17 protein-coding genes and 2 tRNA genes are annotated in these 15,630 nt (G+C 63.3%); 14 read left to right on the top strand and 5 right to left on the bottom strand.

What is annotated here, in order from left to right; genetic code table 11:
* The 6 genes from AC04SG_RS29840 to AC04SG_RS29815 form a co-directional block, all read left to right on the top strand.
* Positions 1-1,079: FAD-binding oxidoreductase (locus tag AC04SG_RS29840; protein WP_488553959.1), on the top strand; the 1,079-nt coding region annotated here is incomplete at its 5' end.
* On the top strand, positions 1,076-1,819 hold the full coding sequence (locus AC04SG_RS29835) for a FadR/GntR family transcriptional regulator (RefSeq protein ID WP_488553958.1): 744 nt from the start codon (positions 1,076-1,078) through the stop codon (positions 1,817-1,819). The genes AC04SG_RS29840 and AC04SG_RS29835, both read left to right, overlap by 4 nt.
* A gap of 2 nt (positions 1,820-1,821) precedes the next feature.
* Positions 1,822-2,259, top strand: a complete 438-nt coding sequence (locus AC04SG_RS29830; RefSeq protein WP_488553957.1) for a VOC family protein — start codon at positions 1,822-1,824, stop codon at positions 2,257-2,259.
* A gap of 87 nt (positions 2,260-2,346) precedes the next feature.
* Positions 2,347-3,375 carry an ABC transporter substrate-binding protein gene (locus AC04SG_RS29825; RefSeq protein WP_488553961.1) on the top strand — a complete coding sequence of 343 codons (1,029 nt, stop codon included), beginning with the start codon at positions 2,347-2,349 and terminating at the stop codon, positions 3,373-3,375.
* Positions 3,375-4,148: an ABC transporter ATP-binding protein gene (locus AC04SG_RS29820; RefSeq protein WP_352591755.1), complete on the top strand. Its 774-nt coding sequence runs from the start codon at positions 3,375-3,377 to the stop codon at positions 4,146-4,148. The genes AC04SG_RS29825 and AC04SG_RS29820 overlap by 1 nt, the downstream gene beginning before the upstream one ends.
* Positions 4,145-4,900 carry an ABC transporter permease gene (locus AC04SG_RS29815; RefSeq protein WP_488553956.1) on the top strand — a complete coding sequence of 252 codons (756 nt, stop codon included), beginning with the start codon at positions 4,145-4,147 and terminating at the stop codon, positions 4,898-4,900. Before AC04SG_RS29820 ends, AC04SG_RS29815 begins: the two co-directional genes overlap by 4 nt.
* Positions 4,901-4,945: 45 nt before the next feature.
* On the opposite strand, the gene AC04SG_RS29810 is transcribed toward AC04SG_RS29815, so the two are convergent.
* Positions 4,946-6,127: a M24 family metallopeptidase gene (locus tag AC04SG_RS29810; protein ID WP_488553955.1), complete on the bottom strand. Its 1,182-nt coding sequence runs from the start codon at positions 6,125-6,127 to the stop codon at positions 4,946-4,948.
* A gap of 208 nt (positions 6,128-6,335) precedes the next feature.
* Here AC04SG_RS29810 and AC04SG_RS29805 point away from each other — a divergent pair, with 208 nt between their 5' ends.
* The 6 genes from AC04SG_RS29805 to AC04SG_RS29780 all read left to right on the top strand — a co-directional run bounded on the left by AC04SG_RS29805 (position 6,336) and on the right by AC04SG_RS29780 (position 11,651).
* Positions 6,336-7,502 carry an ROK family transcriptional regulator gene (locus tag AC04SG_RS29805; protein ID WP_488553954.1) on the top strand — a complete coding sequence of 389 codons (1,167 nt, stop codon included), beginning with the start codon at positions 6,336-6,338 and terminating at the stop codon, positions 7,500-7,502.
* Entirely contained in the window at positions 7,499-8,263 is a 765-nt protein-coding gene (locus AC04SG_RS29800; protein WP_112561392.1) for an ATP-binding cassette domain-containing protein, read from the top strand. The genes AC04SG_RS29805 and AC04SG_RS29800 overlap by 4 nt, the downstream gene beginning before the upstream one ends.
* A 41-nt stretch (positions 8,264-8,304) precedes the next feature.
* Positions 8,305-9,345, top strand: coding sequence for a sugar ABC transporter substrate-binding protein (locus AC04SG_RS29795; protein ID WP_488553953.1), 1,041 nt, complete (start codon positions 8,305-8,307; stop codon positions 9,343-9,345).
* A gap of 151 nt (positions 9,346-9,496) precedes the next feature.
* On the top strand, positions 9,497-10,492 hold the full coding sequence (locus tag AC04SG_RS29790) for an ABC transporter permease (protein WP_488553952.1): 996 nt from the start codon (positions 9,497-9,499) through the stop codon (positions 10,490-10,492).
* A gap of 13 nt (positions 10,493-10,505) precedes the next feature.
* Positions 10,506-11,276, top strand: coding sequence for an SDR family NAD(P)-dependent oxidoreductase (locus tag AC04SG_RS29785; protein WP_488553951.1), 771 nt, complete (start codon positions 10,506-10,508; stop codon positions 11,274-11,276).
* Between the two features lie 174 nt (positions 11,277-11,450).
* The gene (locus AC04SG_RS29780) at positions 11,451-11,651 is read left to right on the top strand and encodes a hypothetical protein (protein WP_488553950.1); all 201 of its coding nucleotides are present in this window, start codon (positions 11,451-11,453) and stop codon (positions 11,649-11,651) included.
* A gap of 105 nt (positions 11,652-11,756) precedes the next feature.
* On the opposite strand, the gene AC04SG_RS29775 is transcribed toward AC04SG_RS29780, so the two are convergent.
* Positions 11,757-12,581: a M15 family metallopeptidase gene (locus AC04SG_RS29775; RefSeq protein WP_488553949.1), complete on the bottom strand. Its 825-nt coding sequence runs from the start codon at positions 12,579-12,581 to the stop codon at positions 11,757-11,759.
* Positions 12,582-12,698: 117 nt separating this feature from the next.
* Between AC04SG_RS29775 and AC04SG_RS29770 the strand changes: the two genes are divergently transcribed.
* Positions 12,699-13,316, top strand: coding sequence for a hypothetical protein (locus AC04SG_RS29770; protein ID WP_488553948.1), 618 nt, complete (start codon positions 12,699-12,701; stop codon positions 13,314-13,316).
* Between the two features lie 123 nt (positions 13,317-13,439).
* Here the strand turns inward: AC04SG_RS29770 and AC04SG_RS29765 are convergent.
* Positions 13,440-13,515, bottom strand: a tRNA-Val gene (locus tag AC04SG_RS29765).
* A 218-nt stretch (positions 13,516-13,733) separates the two neighbouring features.
* Between AC04SG_RS29765 and AC04SG_RS29760 the strand changes: the two genes are divergently transcribed.
* A tRNA-Asp gene (locus AC04SG_RS29760) sits at positions 13,734-13,810 on the top strand.
* A gap of 126 nt (positions 13,811-13,936) precedes the next feature.
* On the opposite strand, the gene AC04SG_RS29755 is transcribed toward AC04SG_RS29760, so the two are convergent.
* Entirely contained in the window at positions 13,937-14,185 is a 249-nt protein-coding gene (locus AC04SG_RS29755; protein WP_488553947.1) for an exopolysaccharide production repressor protein, read from the bottom strand.
* Positions 14,186-14,682: 497 nt separating this feature from the next.
* The gene (gene rbsK / locus AC04SG_RS29750; RefSeq protein WP_488553946.1) at positions 14,683-15,627 is read right to left on the bottom strand and encodes a ribokinase; all 945 of its coding nucleotides are present in this window, start codon (positions 15,625-15,627) and stop codon (positions 14,683-14,685) included.
* Positions 15,628-15,630: the final 3 nt, after the last annotated feature.

The raw sequence follows: 15,630 nt of genomic DNA, 5'->3' as shown, positions 1-15,630 counted from the left end.
GTATTGCCGCCTTGTGGGATGATGCCGACGAACAGGACTGCCTGTTTCCGCTGGCGCTTGGCGCCCAGGGCGGTTGCCAGATCGGCGGCAATGCGGCCAGCAACGCCGGCGGCATCAACGTGCTGCGCTACGGCATGGCGCGCGATCTCATCCTCGGCCTTGAAGTGGTGCTGCCGGACGGCGAGTTGTGGAACGGCTCTTCCGGTCTGCGCAAGAACAACACCGGCTATGATCTGAAGCAGCTGTTCATCGGTTCGGAAGGGACGCTCGGCATCATCACCGGCGTCGAACTGAAACTGTTTCCAAAACCGGTCCGGACCGAGACCGCCTATCTCGGCCTTGCCTCGTTCGAAGCGGCAATCGCGCTGTTTCGGCAGGCCCGCCGCGCCTCGGCCGATCTGATGTCGGCGTTCGAGATCATCGGTTCGGAATGCATCGCGCTGGCGCGCCTGATCGACGTCAACATGGTGTCGCCGGTCGAAGCGCCCGTCCATGTATTGATCGAACTGTCGGCCAGTGCGGCGATCGACCTGCGCACGCTGCTGGTCGATTTCCTGACTGAAGCCATGGATAGTGGCCAGGTCATCGATGCCGTGCTTGCCGAAAGCAGCGCCCAGGCAAAATCCTTCTGGGCAATCCGCGAAGGGCTGGTCGAGGGGCAGGCCAAGCGTGGCTATCATGTGCGCACCGATCTTTCGGTGCGGATCTCGGACATCCCTGCCCTCATCGACCAGGCCCGCCGCTTCGTTGCTGAGGACCATCGCGGCTGGGTGCCGCTGGCCTATGGCCATGCCGGCGACGGCAACATCCATTTCAACGTGTTGCCGCCGGAAGGCCTCGACGAGCGCGAGGCCCGCGCCCGAGGCACTGACATCACCGCCGGACTCTACCGGATCGTCAATTCGCTCGGCGGCTCGATCAGCGCCGAGCATGGCATCGGCCGCACCCGCCACCGCACCTTCATGGCCGGCCTGGCGCCTGCTCATCGCCGGCTTATCGGCACGCTGAAGAATGCACTCGACCCGCAAGGGCTGATGAACCCCGGCTGCCTTCTGCCGGCAACGGAGACCGCTCCATGAAGCAAAGACTGGCTGCCATCGGCACCGTCGAGACGCTGCCGCACCGCGTCGCGACCTTCCTCGGCCGCGAGATCGAATCGGGTGACCTCAGTCCGGGCACACGGCTGCCGACGGAACAGGAGCTTTCGGAGAAATTCGGCGTCAGCCGCAATGTCGTGCGCGAAGCGATCGCGCAGCTCAGGGCCGACGGCATGATCGAGGCGCGGCAAGGCATCGGCGCCTTCGTGTTGGCGCCGGAGCAGCGGGCGTCGATCCGCATCGACGGCGAGGCGCTCAAAGAAGGCCAGAACATGGAGCGGCTGTTCGAGCTGCGCTGCATCCTCGAAGCCGAATCCGCTGCGCTTGCCGCCGAACGGCGTGGCCAGGAGCATCTCGACGCCATCAAGGCGGCGCTCGACCGCATGAGCGGCGAGGAACGCTGGGAAGAAGGCAGCATCGACGCCGATCTTCTGTTCCACCGTGAGATCGCGCGCGCCACCGGAAACAACTACATCCACACCTTCATTTCCTTCGTCTGCGAACAGATCCGCCGCTCGATCTACTACGCGCGGCAGACCAACCCGCTGCACGATCTGGTCGAGATCAATGTCGGCGAGCATGTGCGCATCTACGAGGCGCTGGTTGCCGGCGATCCCGCACAGGCGGAAGCGGCCATGCGCACCCACATCATCGGCGCGGCTCAGCGCGTCGGCGTCAAGTTGCCGGCCGCACGGCGCCTGCCCGCCAGCAAAGGGATTTAGCCATGCCGCTCGGAGGCGCTTACGCGATTTCGGATGTCTGCCTGCTGGTCGAGGACATCGGCCGGACCGTGGATTTCTATGTCGACAAACTCGGCTTCCGGCTGCGCCGCCGCGCCGAAGGCTTTGCCGATTTTCATGGCGAGGGCGTCACGCTCGCGGCGTGGGAGATCGACCACATCAGCCAGCATACCGGCGTGTCGAAGCTCAGATCGCCGCGTCATGCGCACAAGGTTTGCGTGGCGGTCAGGCTCGATACGCCAGCCGATATCGACCGTTTGCACGGCGAGCTCAACGCTAGGGGCGTGCCGTTCCACGGCCCGCCGGAAAACTATGTCTGGAACGCGCGCTGCGCCTATTTCACCGACCCGGACGACACACTCTGGGAACTATACGCCTGGCTCGACGGCGGCCCCGGCGACTACCACGACGAACAGCCGTAGACGACAGCGCGCCGTGGGAGCGGTGCGCAATGAACAGAGCAACGCTTGCAACAGGAGCGAAAAATGAGTGGGAACAAGCGATACAACATGAACCGCCGCAGCTTCGTGACATCCGGCATCGCCGCCGTGGCAGCCGCATCGGCCGGGATGCAGCTGGTGCTGACGCCGGGCGCCAAGGCGGCCGGCAAGGTCGTCATCCAGTATGACTGGCTGGTGTCGAACGGACAGATCGGCGACATCGCCGCCGTCGCCAACGGCTATTTCAAAGACGCTGGCCTCGATGTTGAGTTCAGCCCCGGCGGACCGAACTCCGCGACCGTGCCGCCGGTCGTCTCGGGTTCGGCCCAGCTCGGCCAGTTCTCCGAAACGCCGCAACTCTTTGCCGCGCGCGCCAGCGGTGTGCCGGTCAAGATCATCGCCTGCGGCTTCCGCACCGGCCCCTATGCCTTCACTTCGAAGCCGGCCAAGCCGATCCGTGGCGTCGCCGACCTCAAGGGCAAGAAAATCGGCATCCAGCCGACGGCGCGTTTCGTCATCGACGAGATCCTGGCCAAGAACGGCATCGACCCCGCTGACGTCACGGTCGTCAATGTCGGCTTCGACAAGGCGCCGCTGGTGCGCGGCGATGTCGACGCCATCGGCGGCTGGATCACCAACACGCAGGCGCTGAGCGTCGTCGGCGACGACCGCATCGACCTTCTGGTTCGCGATCTTGGCTTGAGTTCCTACGCCGACGTCTATTTCGCCACCGACGCGGCGATCGAAAAGGATCCCGAGACGCTGGCCAAGTTCATCGGCGCCGTCGGCAAGGGCTGGGGCTGGGTGCATGCCAATCCGCAGGAAGCGGTGAAGAAAATGGTCGCCGCCTATCCGGAAATGGATCTCGGCTGGGAAGAAAAGACCGTCAATCTGGTGCTGAAACTGTCCTTCGATGGCGCGACGGCCAAGGATGGCTGGGGAACGTTCGACCCCGCCTCAATCGAGGAGCAGCTGGCGCTGCTGGACAAGGTCGGCCAGTACCCCAACGGACGCCCCGCCGCAGCCGATGTCTACACCACAAAAATCCTCGAAATGTCGGTCGCAGAGCGGCCCAAGCTCGACGCGCCCGCCGCCTGATGGCAAACGCGATCGAGGCAGAGAAGCTGGATGTCGGCTATGGCGGCCGGCATTCGGCCGTCAAAGTGCTCTCCGGCCTCGACCTCACGGTTGCGGCCGGCTCATTCCTGTCGATCCTCGGACCATCGGGCTGCGGCAAGTCGACCTTGCTCAGGGTCGTTGCCGATTTGCTCGACCCACTTGGCGGCACGATCAGCGTGCTTGGCGACACGCCGCATGCGGTCCGCTCGCGCCGGGATGTCGGCTTCGTCTTCCAGGATTCGACACTGCTGCCCTGGCGCAGCGTGCGCGACAATGTGCGTTTGCCGCTGGGCGTCGGGCAAGGCAGCCTGACCCGCCAGATCGAAGACCGCTCAGAGGAGTTGCTGGAGCTGATGGGGCTTGGCGGTTTTGGCGAGCGCCTGCCGCACCAGCTTTCCGGCGGCCAGCGGCAGCGTGTCGCGATCGCCCGCGCCCTGCTCGGACAGCCGAAACTGCTGTTGATGGATGAGCCGTTCGGCGCGCTCGACGAAATCACCCGCGACCGCCTCAATGACGAGCTGCTGGCGCTGTGGCGGCGCAGCGGCACGACCATCCTGTTCGTCACCCATTCGATTGCCGAGGCCGCCTATCTCGGCGAGCGGGTGATCGTGCTGGCCGCCAATCCCGGACGTCTGGTCAAGGATCTCGACATGCGGCCGTTCAAGCAAGACGGCAACCGCTGCTCGCGCGAGGATCCGGCAATCGTTGCCGCCATGGCGGACCTGCGCAAAGCCCTGGAACTGGCCTCATGAGACAGGAGCCTTTGCCACCCGCGCTGGCGATTGCGCTGCCCGTCCTGGGGGCCGCCTCCATTCTGATCACCTGGCAGTTCCTGCTGCCCTGGCTCGGCGTTCCGGCCTATATCGTACCGACGCCGACAGCCATACTCGGCGTCTTCCAGAAGAGCTTTTCCCTGCTGCTCGGCAATCTCTGGCCGACGCTGATCGAGGCGCTGGCCGGCTTTGCCATCGGCAATCTCGCCGGTGTGCTGCTGGCGGTGCTGTTCGTACACAACCGCGTGCTGCAGGCGGCCTATTTCCCGATCGTGCTGTTCTTCAACACCATTCCGATCCTGGCGCTGTCGCCGATCATCATGCTGATCTTCGGGCTGGGCATGACGCCGAAGATCGTCATTGCGGCGGTGATCTGCTTCTTCCCGACGCTGGTCAACATGATCCGCGGCCTGGATTCGGCAAGCAGCAACGAGCACGAGCTGTTCCGCGTGCTGTCGGCAACGCGCTGGGAAGTCTTCTGGAGCCTGCGCCTGCCGCGCGCGCTGCCGATGCTATTCTCATCGCTCAGGATAGCCTCGGCGACCGCCGTGATCGGCGCCATTGTCGGCGAATGGATCGGCTCCGACAAAGGGCTCGGCGCACTGATCATCCAGGCGTCCTTCAACTACCAGTCGGACCGCCTCTATGCGGCGATCGTGCTGTCATCGGGCCTGTCGATCGTGCTGTTCTGCCTCGTGGTGCTGATCGAGCGCCGGGCGATCAGATACTGATCGCCGTCAGGCGGGATCGCGGCGCCGCCAAGTACTGCCGGCCGGTCAGGATTTGACATGGATGTCTCGCGGAAATTTCGTCAGCGTCTCATTGCCGGTCTCGGTCACCAGAATGGTTTCGCTGACCTCGATGCCCCAGCCATCCATCCACATGCCGAGAATGGAATGCACGACATTGCCTGATAGCAGCACCGTCTTGTCGCCGGGCCGAAGGCTGATCGTGTGCTCGCCCCAGTCCGGCGGATAGGCGACGCCGATGGAATAGCCGATGCGCGATTCCTTCTTCAGCCCGTAGCGCTGGATGACCTTGCGCCAGGCGGCTTCGACCGCTTCGGCCGATGTTCCTGGCCTGACCGTATCGAGCACCGCATCCATGCCTTCGATCACCGCCTTTGCGGTGTCGGCGACACGCGTCGGCGTCTTGCCGAGCTGCATCGTCCTGGCGAGCCCGGCGGCGTAACGGCGGCAGACGCCGGCGAGTTCCAGCGCGATCGTCTCGTTCTTCCCGAACCGCCTGTCGCTCCACATGATGTGCGGCGCCGAAGCATTTTCGCCGCCGAGGATCGTCGGCGGCAGTGCCGTGATGTCGCCGGCAAAATCAGGACTGCCGGCAATCTGCGCTGCCTGGATGGCGGCGATCGCATCGCATTCGCGCACGCCTGGCACGATCACTTCGAAGGCTCGTGCGACCGCTGCTTCGGCCAGCGTCGACGCCTTGCGCAGATAAGCGATCTCGGGCGCCGATTTGACCGCACGGATCCAGTTCACCAGGAGATCGGCGTCCTGCCATTTCGCGTTTGGCAATCCGGCGACGAGCCGGGTATGGGCCTTCGGCGAGAAATAGTAAGCTTCGAGCTCGATGCCGATGTGTCTGCCACCCCAGCCCTTGGCGACAATCCAAGCAGCGATCCAGTCCATCGGATGACGATCGGCTCGCTGGACATGGTCTTCGGGAAAGCCAATCACATTCTCAGGCTTCATCCAGACCGTCAGCAGGCCGCCGGCCGCATCCATGGCGCGGCCGATCCAGACCGGCTCGGCCTCCTCATCGATCGGAACCAGAACCACTTGCGGCGTGTAGAACGACCAGCCGTCATAGGCGGTGATGTAATGCTGGTTGGCGACGTCGTTGACGAAAAGCAGTTCGATCCTGCGCTTGGCCATCTCGGCGCGGATTTTTTTGAGACGCTGCTGGTACTCGTCGCGCGCAAAAGGCAATTCGATCATCGGTTTTCCCTGCTGGATCATCGGCCGGGCGAAGCCCCGCCCGCCTGACGTCATTCACCATTGCGGGGGTTTAACCCGGCTGCAATCGGCCAGCGCAGCGCATGGGACAGGTCCTGCATCGCGTCCGGAACCGTCACAAATTATTTTTGAATTCCATTTGACTGAATAAATTGCCTGTGCAAGTCTCCTCTCTCCCAGGGAGAGGGAAATGGCACTGCGGGGAACCAACCAGGAGTTCGGACGGCCCTACAACCGGCGCATCGTGCTGGAGTCCATCCGTCTGCACGGCCCCATTGCCCGCGGCGACATTGCCAGCCGCGTCGGCCTCACCGTCCAGACCGTATCGACCATCGTTCGCGAGCTCGAAGAGCACGGCTATGTGCTGTCGCTGCGCGAAGAGCCGCGCGGGCGCGGACTGCCGCCGGCTACGCTCCGTATCAACCCCGAGGGCGGCTATGCCGTCGGCATCCACCTCACCCCGCTCGGCATCGACGCTGCGCTGATCAATCTCAGCGGCGATGTCATCGAAAGCACGCATCGCGAGGCGCCGCATGCAACGCCCGACCATGCCTTCGACCTGATCGGCGCCATGGTGCCCGAACTGACCGCGTTGCGGCCTGGCGGCCGCGTGCTTGGCATCGGCATGGCGCTGCCCGGGCCTTTCGGTGTGGAATCGATGAGCTTCGTCGGCCCCACGACCATGGCCGGCTGGAAGGATGTCGCGCTGCCGGAGCGGCTGGCGGCATCGACCGGGCTGCCGGCCTTCTTCGAGACCGACATGGCGGCAGCTGCCATGGGCGAGCGCCTCTACGGCCTCGGCGCCGGCTATTCCGAATATTACTACCTCTATTTCGGCGTCGGCCTTGGCGGCGTCATCGTCCATGACGGCGCGGTGATGCGCGGCGCCTGGGGCAATGCGGGCGAAATCGGACACATCCCCGCCGTTCCCGGCGGCGAACTCTGCCCCTGCGGCAACCATGGCTGCCTCGAACGGTATCTCTCGCTCGAAGCACGTCGCCGCCGCAACATCAGCGATGCCGCATGGGTGGCCGAAGTTGCGCCGATCTTCCGCAACACGATCGTCACCATCGAGAATGTGTTCGATCCCGAAACCGTCATCCTCGGCGGGCTTGCGCCCACCGACCTGCTCGAAAAGCTGGTCGGCGCGGCAGGACAGCTTCCCAACTCGGTCTCGGCGCGGCGCGACCGCAAGACCCCGCGCGTGACGGTGGCGACCGGTGGCCAGCATTCGGTGCTGCGGGGCGCTGCCGCATTGGCGGTCTCCGGTGTGTTGTCGCCGCGGTTTGGCCAGATGTTCATCGCCGAGCGCGAGCGCCGGTCCGACCTCATGCACAGCAAGGGAGTGGCGGCATGACCGAACCGCTGCTGGTACTCGAAAACGTCACCAAGAATTACGGCGCCATCCAGGCGCTGAGAGGCATCAGCTTCTCGATCGGCAAGGGCGAGGTCGTGGCACTGCTCGGCGACAATGGTGCCGGCAAGTCGACGCTGGTCAAGATCATCGCCGGCGGCCTCGAGCCGAGCTCCGGCCGCATGCTGTTCGAGGGCAAGGAATTTCTGGCGAAAACGCCGGCCGAGGCCAAGGCTGCCGGCATCGAGACCGTCTACCAGGACCTTTCGCTCTGCACCAATGTCGATGTCGTCGCCAATTTCTTCATGGGCCGCGAGATCACGCGCAAGGTGCTCGGCATTCCGATCCTCGACGAGCGCGCCATGGAAGCCGTCGTCGGCAAGGCGCTGGCCAGTGCGGGCACGCGCATTCCGTCGCTGCGCACCAATGTCGAGCACCTCTCGGGTGGCCAGCGCCAGGCGATCGAGCTCAACCGCTTCGTGCATTGGGGCGGCAAGCTCGTGCTGCTCGACGAGCCGTTCGCGGCCCTCGGCGTAGAACAGACCAGGCGCGGCCTCGAGATGATCCGCCAGGTGGCCAACCAGGGCATCGGCGTCGTCATCATCACCCATATCATGCAGCAGGCCTTCCAGGTCGCCGACCGGATCGTGGTGATCCGGCAAGGCGTCGTGGCCGGCGATGTCGCACGCAACAAAACAAGTCCCGATGCGGTGATCAACATGATCACCGGTGAGACGCTTGCCGGTGCCGGACCGGCAGGTTGAGGGACAAAAGAGGGGTCCGGTATAAAAGAGGAGCGAACGACATGAAGCGAATATTGGTTCTTGTCTTCGGTATCCTGGCACTGGCTCTTGCCTCGCTCACGCCGGCAATGTCCCAGACCAAGGGCACCGTCTACTATATGGTTCCGACCCTGCTCGATGAATTCCAGACCGGCTCGGTGAGCGCGCTGGAGCTGTTCCTCAAGCAGGTCGGCTATGAGGTGAAAACACTCAACGCCGACAACAAGACCGACGCGCAGCAATCCCAGATGAACGACGTCATTGCGCTGAAGCCGGCGGCGATCATCCTGGCCGCCGTCGATTTCAACGCGCTGAAGCCGTCCATCGAAGCAGCCCGTGCCGCCGGCATCCCGGTGGTCGAGTTCGACCGCCAGATCACCTCGACCCCGTCCGACTTCACCTCGGTGGCTGGCACCGTGGAGATCGGCTACGTCGCAGCCGAGCAGGCTGAAAAGCTTCTGAAAGCCAAGAACGGTTCGGTGAAGGGCAAGGTGTTGCAGGTGCTCGGCGATCCCGGTGACCCCTACACGCTCGACATCCAGAAAGGCTTTGAGGAGAAGATGAAGGCGTTCCCGGACGTCAAGATCATCTCGCTGCCCGCCATGCAGTGGGAAGCCAGCAACGCCGGCACCATCGTTGCCGACCAGATGCTGGCCAACCCCGACATCGACCTGATCTTCAGCCATGCCGCGCATCTCTCGGTCGCTGCCGTCGCCTCGCTCGAGGCCGCCGGCAAGAAGCCGGGCGATGTCATGCTGATGAGCTCGAACGGCGCTCCGGTCGGTCTCGACCTGATCCGCAAGGGCTGGCTCAATGTCGAAGTCGAGCAGCCGCTCTACGCGCAGGCTGCTGCCGTCGCCATGTTCATGGGCAAGATCGCCGGCAAGCAGGAAATCAAGCCCGGCGAGTATGACGTGCTCGGCTTGAAGTCGACCGTGACCACGGAAGCCTGGGGCCCGAACATCAAGATCCCGGGTGCCGCCATCACCAAGGAAAACGTCGACAATCCGGCCTTCTGGGGCAACCAGAAGCCGCCGACGGAAACCATCAAGCCGGTCGAATAGCCGCTTGCCAAGCGCTCCGGGCCGCCCAGGCCGCCCGGAGCCTGCCCTTTCACAACGCCGCGTCTGACAAGGACGCTGTGGCGAATTTGAAGCCGCGCCTTGGCCCGACAAAATCAATTTGATTTCGCGGGGGCGCCAACCGGATCAGCCCATGAACCCGCGCACCCGCAAAGCCCTGGAGTTCGTCCTCGACAACCTCGTCTGGTTCATGCTGGTCTTTGTGTTGATCGTCTTTTCCATCTTCGTCCCGAACTATTTCCAGCTTGGCATATTTGCCAACATCATCGAGGCCTCGAGCGTGCTCGGCGTGATGTCGATCGGCCTGTCGCTGGTCATCATTGCCGGCCACATGGACCTGTCGGTCGAATCGGTGGCGGCACTCAGCGCCATGACGGTCGGCATCCTGTTTTGCTCGTCGGGCATCGGCATGGGCATACAGCTCAACCCGCAATGGCTGATGGTTCCGGTTTCGCTGCTGATCGCGATGGCCGTCGGCGGCATCATCGGCGCCTTCAACGGCTATCTCGTGGTCAAGGTGAAGATGAGCGCCTTCATCATCACGCTAGCATCCTACATCTGGGTGCGCGGCCTTGTGCTGGTCATCTCCGGCGGCCGCTCGGCACAGGATCTGGCGCCGGCCATACGCTGGTTCGCCATCCAGCGCCTCGCTGGCCTGCCGCTGACGGCCTGGATCGCCGTCGCCTGTTTCGTTCTCTTCTCACTGATCATGGCCAAGACGCCGTTCGGCCGCCACCTGATCATGATTGGCGGCAATGAGACCGCAACCTTCCGTGCCGGAATCCGCGTCAACCGCAATTTGGTCATCGCCTTCGTGCTTGCCGGCGCCATTGCCGGCCTCGCCGGCTGGCTGCTCGCAATCCGCACATCCGGCGCGACCGCCAATCTCGGCGTCGGCCTGTTGTTCAATGCCTTTGCCGCCGTCGTCATCGGCGGCGTCAGCCTGAAAGGCGGCGTCGGCACCTTGCCCGGTGTCTATGCCGGCGTGCTGCTGCTCTCCTCCATCAACACGGCGATCAACCTGATGGGCCTGCCAGCCAATTACACCCAGGTGATCCACGGCCTGCTGGTGCTCGCCGCCGTGCTGCTCGACGCCTTCAAGCAAACCATTCGCCAAAGACTCGCATGAAAGGACGGCTCGCATGAGCGGACGGCTGCAAGACAAGGTCGCGCTGATCATCGGCAGCGCGCGCGGCATCGGCAAGGGCATTGCGCAGCGCTTTGCAGAGGAAGGCGCAAGGCTGATCCTGGCCGACAGCGAGGCCGAGGCAGGCCAGGCGACCGCCGACGAGCTCGGCGCTGCCTTCATTCGCACCGACATCTCGCTGATGGCCGATGCTGAAGCCGCGGTAGCGCTGGCGCTGAGCCATCACGATCGCCTCGACATCGTCGTGCAGAATGCCGGCATCTATCCCTGGCAGCTCATCGAAAACACCAGCCCGGACGATTGGGACCGGGTGATGGCGGTCAATCTGCGCGGCACCTTCAACGCCACGCTGGCGGCGCTGGCGCCGATGAAAGCGCAAGGCTATGGACGCATGCTCTACACCTCGTCGATCACCGGCCCGCATGTCACCAGCCCCGGCCACGGCCATTACGCCGCCAGCAAGGCCGGCATCAACGGCTTGATCCGCTCGGCGGCGCTGGAATTTTCCGGCTACGGCATCACGGTCAACGGCGTCGAGCCCGGTAACATCCTGACCGAGGCGATCGAGCTGCATCGCGGCGCCGCCTACATCAAGAACATGGAAGACTCGATCCCGCTCGGCCGCCTCGGCAGCCCGCGCGACGTCGCTAACGCCTTCCTGTTCCTCGCCTCCGACGATGCCAGCTACATCACCGGAACGACCATCGTCGTCGACGGCGGCCAGTTGCTGCCCGAGGGCAAGGATTTTAGGCTGCTGCCGCCGTGATCCTTGCATCGATGGGCAACGGACCGGAATGCGCCTCCTGACGACGAGAGGTCACTTTAGCGAAAGATACAGCGTTCCCTGCGTCGGCGATCCAACTTCCCTTCTAAGTTGCATGGAACCCGAATACTTCTCGAAAGTTGTTCATGACGTGCCGATCAAGGGAGGTATTTGTGAATGGCAGACAACATCAGAGCCAGCCATATCTACCAGCGGGCGCATGCTTTGGCACAAGATGGTTTCCACCAGTCGCCGGCCGAGATTGTTGCCGCGTTGCTGGCCGAGGGCTTTCCGGAAGCCGCCGAGTTGCTGAACTCCGAAAACATCCGTGCCGATCTTCGCCGGGTTTGTAGTGCCGCGACCGCCAACGGCCGGTAAGTCGCCACGAACCTGGGACCTCGTTATTGATGTTCGTAAGCGCGGTCTAGGCGGATGTCGGCACCTTCGGCTGGCGCATGCGCCTTCCGGCTGCTGCCGCCGTAGTCAGCCCGATTTCTTGTAAAGCAGCAATTCGGGCCGATATTCGAAATGCATGGTGTCATAGTGATACCAGCGCCCACCCCAGATGAAGCCGTTTTTCTCAAACAGTTCCACGATTTGCAGCGGAATCCGGTTCCTGAACGGAATGTGGGCCTTGGGGTCGGCTTTGTTTCTGTTGTTGTACCAATAGTCGGAGAAACCGACATTGATATCGAAGGCTGCGCCGAAAGAGTGGACGCTCAGGCGGTTTGTGCCGGCGATGGGCCGCCAGACAAAGCCGCCGCCGGGCTTGAGCCCGTAACGGCTGAGCTCCGCGGGCATCGCCTCCAGAGCATCCGAGACCTTGCCCAACCGGTCGTTGATGCCGAAAATTTTGGTGACCTGCACGGTTTTCTTGGCAAGTTTCGGCAGCCATTTGACGTTGGCGATGTGCTTGCCCACTTCCGCGGCGCTTGCCCCGTAAAGCTTCTCGAAGAAAGCTTCGTTGCGGATACGGCCGGGATCGAAATCCTCCGCCGGGACCAGCGCGCCCGCCGCTGCCGTGGGATAGACGTAGCGAAACATGTCTTCGATGTCGGGGCTCTCCAGCAGCGCCTCAGCGTCGCGCGCCTTGCCGTCGTCCCACACCATCGTGGTGCCGTCGGTCCAGGTCAAAACATTACCCGAGATGGTGAAGAGTCCGGGATAGGCCTTGAGCAAGGCCGCTTTGGCGGCCGGCTGGTCCACACCGTCGCCGCCGGCCTCTGTCGCATAGGCGAGGCGCCCGGTGCCACAAATTGCCAACACGATCATCAGCTGAAGCAGCAGGCGCTTGGGACCGTCGATCATTGTCCTGCCTCTCCGGAGAGCCAATCGATTGCTGACCAGGACCCTTATCAAATCCGGAATGATGGCGGCAGCTCCCTGGCCAGAAAACGGGAAATCAGCTCATGCCGGCTGTTGGCAATGGCTTTCGTTCATCTTGCGTTTGGCAAGGCTGCTGTAAGATGGCGCGTGAATCAAAAAGGGAGACAGATCGTGTCAAAAACCTCCAACGCCCTGATCCGGATGGCGTTCACATTCATTTGCCTGGTTGGCCTTGTCTCGGCCGCCTCTATTCTTTTCCCGGCCACCGCATCGGCCCAGCGCATGCAGCGATGCGCTGACGAGGGTGGCATCTGCCGCCTGCCCTATCCAGCCGAAGTGGTCTATGGCGCGCGCGGCCAGACCACCTCCCGCTTTTTCGACCGCCCTGCCGTGCCCTGTTCAAACCGCGTCTTTGGGGATCCCGCGCCCGGCCGCGACAAGGCCTGCTATATCGTGAGGCGCGGCGGCGGTAACGATTATGGCGACAATGACGACGACAATTACGGTGACGACGACTACGGCCAGGGCCGCGGCAGGTGGGTGGCCTGCGCCAGGGAGAATCAGTACTGCGATTTCCGTGGCCGCAAACTGGTGAGATACGGAGCGCGCGGTCAGTTCACGCAAGGCGTGTTCAGGAACGGCGTGCGCTGCAGCAACGACGCCTTTGACGAGGATCCCGCTCCGCGGGCGAAGAAGACCTGCTACATCAGGCAGTAGGTAGCACACCGGCAGAAAGGCGGGCGCGGCCGAATGTGGCCGCGTCCTCGCTATCGGTCATACGCAGCTGAGTTGCGAACATGAAGGCAACGGACGTCGAGGCATGGGCCGGCGTGCGGGATATGGTGGGCGATGACGGGCTCGAACCGCCGACATCTTCGGTGTAAACGAAGCGCTCTACCAACTGAGCTAATCGCCCGCTCCGGGCCGGACCTTTAAGCGGTCGCAACCGGCTTCGCAAGGCCAAATGAGCAGGCGTGAGCTTAGCCGCATAGTGGTTTTCCCGGACAAAGTGCCGCCTGTCAAAAAACCTTCTCCTGTTTGCTGTTATGCTGTCGAGGTGCGCTTGACACCCGGTGGCGAACCCCTTATCCACCGCCCCAACGACGAACACGGCTGACACGTGCTCGTCCATGCGCGGGTGTAGCTCAGTTGGTTAGAGTGCCGGCCTGTCACGCCGGAGGTCGCGGGTTCGAGCCCCGTCACTCGCGCCATTTCTCTTCAAGGGTCACGATCCTTGGTGCAGGAGAAATGTCGACGTTGATGTCAAAAATGTCTTCTTGGATGCATTCATTCAGATCGATCGCCTTGCAGCGATCAATGGCAGCGCCTGGTGCAGCTCAGAGTGCCGGCCTGTCACGCCGGAGGTCGCGGGCTCGAGCCCCGCTCGCACCATTTCCCTCGACGACTTCCGATTCCCGCCTGTAGACCAGGCGGACGACGAGACCGATGTATCCGAGCTGAAGAATGACCATTGCAAGAACAGCCCAGCCGAGCGCCTTCCAGACGGAGCCAGTTGCCATGTCCGCCCAGATCGCAACGACGAACGACGTTGCGAACATGCCCACCAGAAATTGCGGAAAATACATAATGGCCCAGCACCCAATGTTTCGGCGATTCAGGGTTTCGGCGATTCAGGCGGCTTTTTAAATCGGCACCTAAGAGCCCGCCGCTTCATTTTGAGAAGCAGCGGGCCCCAATCGCCCCCCGGCTTGCCAGGAGCGATGGATGCCCCCGGCGTTGCTGACAGTGCAATTGCGGTGCCAGACACGGTGACCCATTACCGGACATCTATGCCAATGGCGCAAGACCGGATTGCCGATTAACATTACCTGTTGCTAATATGACACCCTGGTCGGGAAGGACCAAGGTGGCGCCGTTTTTGGCAGGCTTGTTGGCAGCGACGCTGGTGGCGTCGGAAAGCAGATGCTGGTCCAAGGACACCAACAAGCAAATCTCCGAAGACGCACTGAGAACGATCAGCGCCCAGGGCGGCTTGGCATGCCGCGCCAATTCGGTTGTCTCGATGCATGTTGGCTCGACGACGATCCAGACTGGTAAGGCCCTATATGGGACGTGGTCGAGATCAAACCCTGGCCAGCAGCGCCTCGACCTCCTGCAGCGTCGGCATGGATGGCGCCGTGCCCGGACGCGTCACAGAAATGCCGGCGACGGCGCAGGCGAAGCGGACCGCTTGCAGCGGTTCCACGCCTTTGGCGAGCGCTGCGGCCAGTCCGCCATTGAAGGCATCGCCCGCACCCGTGGTTTCGACCACAGGGCCGGCGCTGACCACGGGGACTTGGTCGGAACGATGCGCGGTGTGCAGCAGCGCGCCTTTTTCGCCGAGCGTGATGATGACCGAGCCGACGCCCTTTTTGAGCAGGCTGTCAGCGGCGCGGCGCGCGTCGTCGATGGAAGAAACCTTGATGCCGGTCAGTTCCTCGGCCTCGGTCTCGTTGGGCGTGACGTAGTCGCAAAGCGTATAGATGCGGTCCGGCAGCTTGGCCGCCGGCGCCGGGTTCAGGATGGTGGTCACCCCTGCCCCGCGCGCGATCTCGAGGGCGCGCAGTGCAGCGTCGATCGGCTGTTCGAGCTGGGTGACGAAGACACCGGCCCCGCCAATTAGGCCGGCATTGGCCTCGATGTCTTCAGGCGAGATCAGCATCGCCGCACCGGGACTGACGATGATGGCGTTGTTGCCGGTGGTCTCCTCGATGAAGATATAGGCGGCACCCGTATAGCTCTGCGGCGTATCGATGACGGCGGATTTCACGCCGGCATCTTTCCAGGTCGCCTTGGCCATGTCGGCGAAAGCATCGACGCCGAGCCGCGTCAGGAAGGTGATGTCGGCGCCGAGCTTGCCGGCTGCCACCGCCTGGTTCGAGCCCTTGCCGCCGGGCCCCAGCTTGAAGGAATTGCCAAGGATGGTCTCGCCCATGCGCGGCTGGCGGTCGGCGCGGTAGGCGGTATCGGCGACGAAGACGCCCAGTATGACGACAGGCTTTGTGACAACAGATTGGCCGGACGCCATTGT

The sequence above is a fragment of the Mesorhizobium sp. CNPSo 4684 genome, assembly GCF_057784315.1.
This window is presented reverse-complemented; position numbering and strand designations above follow the sequence as displayed.

What these genes read in the sequence shown, in the direction of transcription:
- AC04SG_RS29835 (WP_488553958.1), top strand. Translation starts at nt 1,076, where the DNA reads ATGAAGCAAAGACTGGCTGCCATCGGCACCGTCGAGACGCTGCCGCAC.
- AC04SG_RS29830 (WP_488553957.1), top strand. Translation starts at nt 1,822, where the DNA reads ATGCCGCTCGGAGGCGCTTACGCGATTTCGGATGTCTGCCTGCTGGTC.
- AC04SG_RS29825 (WP_488553961.1), top strand. Translation starts at nt 2,347, where the DNA reads ATGAACCGCCGCAGCTTCGTGACATCCGGCATCGCCGCCGTGGCAGCC.
- AC04SG_RS29820 (WP_352591755.1), top strand. Translation starts at nt 3,375, where the DNA reads ATGGCAAACGCGATCGAGGCAGAGAAGCTGGATGTCGGCTATGGCGGC.
- AC04SG_RS29815 (WP_488553956.1), top strand. Translation starts at nt 4,145, where the DNA reads ATGAGACAGGAGCCTTTGCCACCCGCGCTGGCGATTGCGCTGCCCGTC.
- AC04SG_RS29810 (WP_488553955.1), bottom strand. Translation starts at nt 6,127, where the DNA reads ATGATCGAATTGCCTTTTGCGCGCGACGAGTACCAGCAGCGTCTCAAA.
- AC04SG_RS29805 (WP_488553954.1), top strand. Translation starts at nt 6,336, where the DNA reads ATGGCACTGCGGGGAACCAACCAGGAGTTCGGACGGCCCTACAACCGG.
- AC04SG_RS29800 (WP_112561392.1), top strand. Translation starts at nt 7,499, where the DNA reads ATGACCGAACCGCTGCTGGTACTCGAAAACGTCACCAAGAATTACGGC.
- AC04SG_RS29795 (WP_488553953.1), top strand. Translation starts at nt 8,305, where the DNA reads ATGAAGCGAATATTGGTTCTTGTCTTCGGTATCCTGGCACTGGCTCTT.
- AC04SG_RS29790 (WP_488553952.1), top strand. Translation starts at nt 9,497, where the DNA reads ATGAACCCGCGCACCCGCAAAGCCCTGGAGTTCGTCCTCGACAACCTC.
- AC04SG_RS29785 (WP_488553951.1), top strand. Translation starts at nt 10,506, where the DNA reads ATGAGCGGACGGCTGCAAGACAAGGTCGCGCTGATCATCGGCAGCGCG.
- AC04SG_RS29780 (WP_488553950.1), top strand. Translation starts at nt 11,451, where the DNA reads ATGGCAGACAACATCAGAGCCAGCCATATCTACCAGCGGGCGCATGCT.
- AC04SG_RS29775 (WP_488553949.1), bottom strand. Translation starts at nt 12,581, where the DNA reads ATGATCGACGGTCCCAAGCGCCTGCTGCTTCAGCTGATGATCGTGTTG.
- AC04SG_RS29770 (WP_488553948.1), top strand. Translation starts at nt 12,699, where the DNA reads ATGGCTTTCGTTCATCTTGCGTTTGGCAAGGCTGCTGTAAGATGGCGC.
- AC04SG_RS29755 (WP_488553947.1), bottom strand. Translation starts at nt 14,185, where the DNA reads ATGTATTTTCCGCAATTTCTGGTGGGCATGTTCGCAACGTCGTTCGTC.
- rbsK (WP_488553946.1), bottom strand. Translation starts at nt 15,627, where the DNA reads ATGGCGTCCGGCCAATCTGTTGTCACAAAGCCTGTCGTCATACTGGGC.